A 2,153-nucleotide genomic window follows, 5' to 3' on the forward strand; every position below is an offset into this window, starting at 1 on the left:
TGACCCCGAAGCCGAGGGCAAGAGCTACGGCTGCGAGGGCGGTTTCCTCGCCGACGAGCACGTGGAGCGCTTCGACGCCGCCTTCTTCGGCATCAGCCCCCGCGAGGCCGTCTCGATGGACCCGCAGCAGCGGCTGGTGCTGGAAGCCTCCTGGGAAGCCCTGGAGCGCGCCGGCATCGCCGCCGACACCGTCGCCGGCAGCCGCACCGGCGTCTACCTCGGCACCATGAACTCCGACTACGGCGACCTGCGCGACCACGACCTGACCGCGCTCGACGGCTACGTCGGCACCGGCAAGGCCGGCAGCATCCTCTCCGGCCGCGTCTCCTACGCCCTGGGCCTCCAGGGCCCGGCCATGACCATCGACACCGCCTGCTCCTCCTCCCTGGCCGCCATCCACCTCGCCGCCCAGGCCCTGCGCGGCGGCGAATGCGAACTCGCCCTCGCCGGCGGCGTCACCGTGATGAGCGCCCCCACCCTGTTCGTCGAGTTCTCCCGGCTGAAGGCGATGGCCCCCGACGGGCGGTGCAAGTCGTTCTCGGCCGACGCGGACGGTGCGGGCTGGTCGGAGGGCGTCGGTGTGCTGGTGCTCAAGCGCCTGTCGGACGCCGAGCGGGACGGTGACCGGGTGCTGGCGGTCATCCGGGGTTCGGCGGTGAACCAGGACGGGCGCAGCCAGGGGCTGACCGCCCCCAACGGCCCGTCGCAGGCCCGGGTCATCCGCGACGCGCTGGCCGCCGCCCGGCTGTCGGCCGGGGACATCGACGCGATCGAGGCGCACGGCACCGGTACGTCGCTGGGCGACCCGATCGAGGCGGGCGCGCTCGCCGAGGTCTTCGGCCCCGACCGCGACCCCGCCAACCCGATCCGCCTCGGCTCGTCCAAGTCGAACATCGGGCACGCGCAGGCCGCCGCCGGTGTGGTCGGGGTCATCAAGATGATCCTGGCGCTGGAGCACGAGAAGCTGCCGCGCACCCTGCACGCCGAACAGCCCAGCGCGCTGATCGACTGGGACGGCAGCGGGCTCGAGCTCCTCCAGGAGGCGTGTGAGTGGCGGCGGGACGCGGACCGTCCGCGCCGTGCCGGTGTCTCCTCCTTCGGCCTGAGCGGGACCAACGCGCACGTGGTCATCGAAGAAGCACCGGTACGGGAGCGCGCGGCCGTCACGGCTGAGGGCCCGCTCCCCGTCGTCGTCTCCGGCCACAGCGAGCCGGCCCTGCGCGCGCAGGCCGCCGCCTGGGCCGACTGGCTGGAGGAGCACCCGGACACGGCGCTGACCGACCTGGCGCGCACCGCCGCCCGGCACCGCACCCCACTGGAGCACCGCGCGGCGGCCGTGGCCGCCTCGGTCCCGGAGGCGGCGGCCGCCCTGCGCGCGCTGGCCGAGGGCTCCGCCCACCCGGAGCTGGTCCTGGACCAGGTCGGCAAGGGTGATCTGGCGGTGCTGTTCACCGGTCAGGGTGCTCAGCGGCTGGGTATGGGGCGTGGGTTGTACGGCGTCTTTCCGGTGTTCGCGGCCGCGTTCGACGCGGTGTTGGACGTGGTGGGTGGTGGGTTGCGTGAGGTGGTGTGGGGTGAGGACGTCGAGCGGCTGAACCGCACGGAGTACGCCCAGCCGGCCCTGTTCGCGATCGAGGTGGCGTTGTTCCGGTTGTGGGAGTCGTGGGGGGTTCGCCCGCGGGTGGTGGCCGGGCATTCGGTGGGTGAGGTCGCGGCCGCGCATGTGGCCGGGGTGTTGTCGTTGGCGGATGCGGCCCGTTTGGTGGTGGCGCGGGGCCGGTTGATGCAGGGCTGCGAGCCCGGGGGCGCGATGGCGTCGGTGGAGGCGTCGGAGTCGGAGGTGCTGGAGGTCCTGGCCGGGATCGAGGGCCGGGTGTGTGTGGCCGGGCTCAACACCCCGGTCCAGACCGTGGTCAGCGGGGACGTGGCCGCCGTGGAGGCGGTACGCGAGCGGTTCGCCGTGCTGGGTCGGCGTACTCGCCGTCTGGAGGTGTCGCACGCCTTCCACTCGGCCCATATGGATTCGATGCTGGCGGAGTTCGGCACTGTCGTCGCTGATCTTGACTTCGCGAAGCCGGAGTTGACGGTTGTCTCGTCGGTGACGGGGGGGCGGGTGTCGGCGGGGGAGTGGTCGGACCCGGCGTACTGGGTGC

Annotated in this window: 1 protein-coding gene; it reads left to right on the forward strand. The window is 73.2% G+C overall.

Going from position 1 to position 2,153, the window contains the following annotated elements:
- Positions 1 to 2,153, forward strand: a 2,153-nt coding sequence (locus tag C6N75_RS18045) for a type I polyketide synthase (RefSeq protein WP_146132603.1), incomplete at both ends; no start/stop codon positions are given.

Source organism: Streptomyces solincola (assembly GCF_002982015.1).
Lineage (GTDB): Bacteria > Actinomycetota > Actinomycetes > Streptomycetales > Streptomycetaceae > Streptomyces > Streptomyces solincola.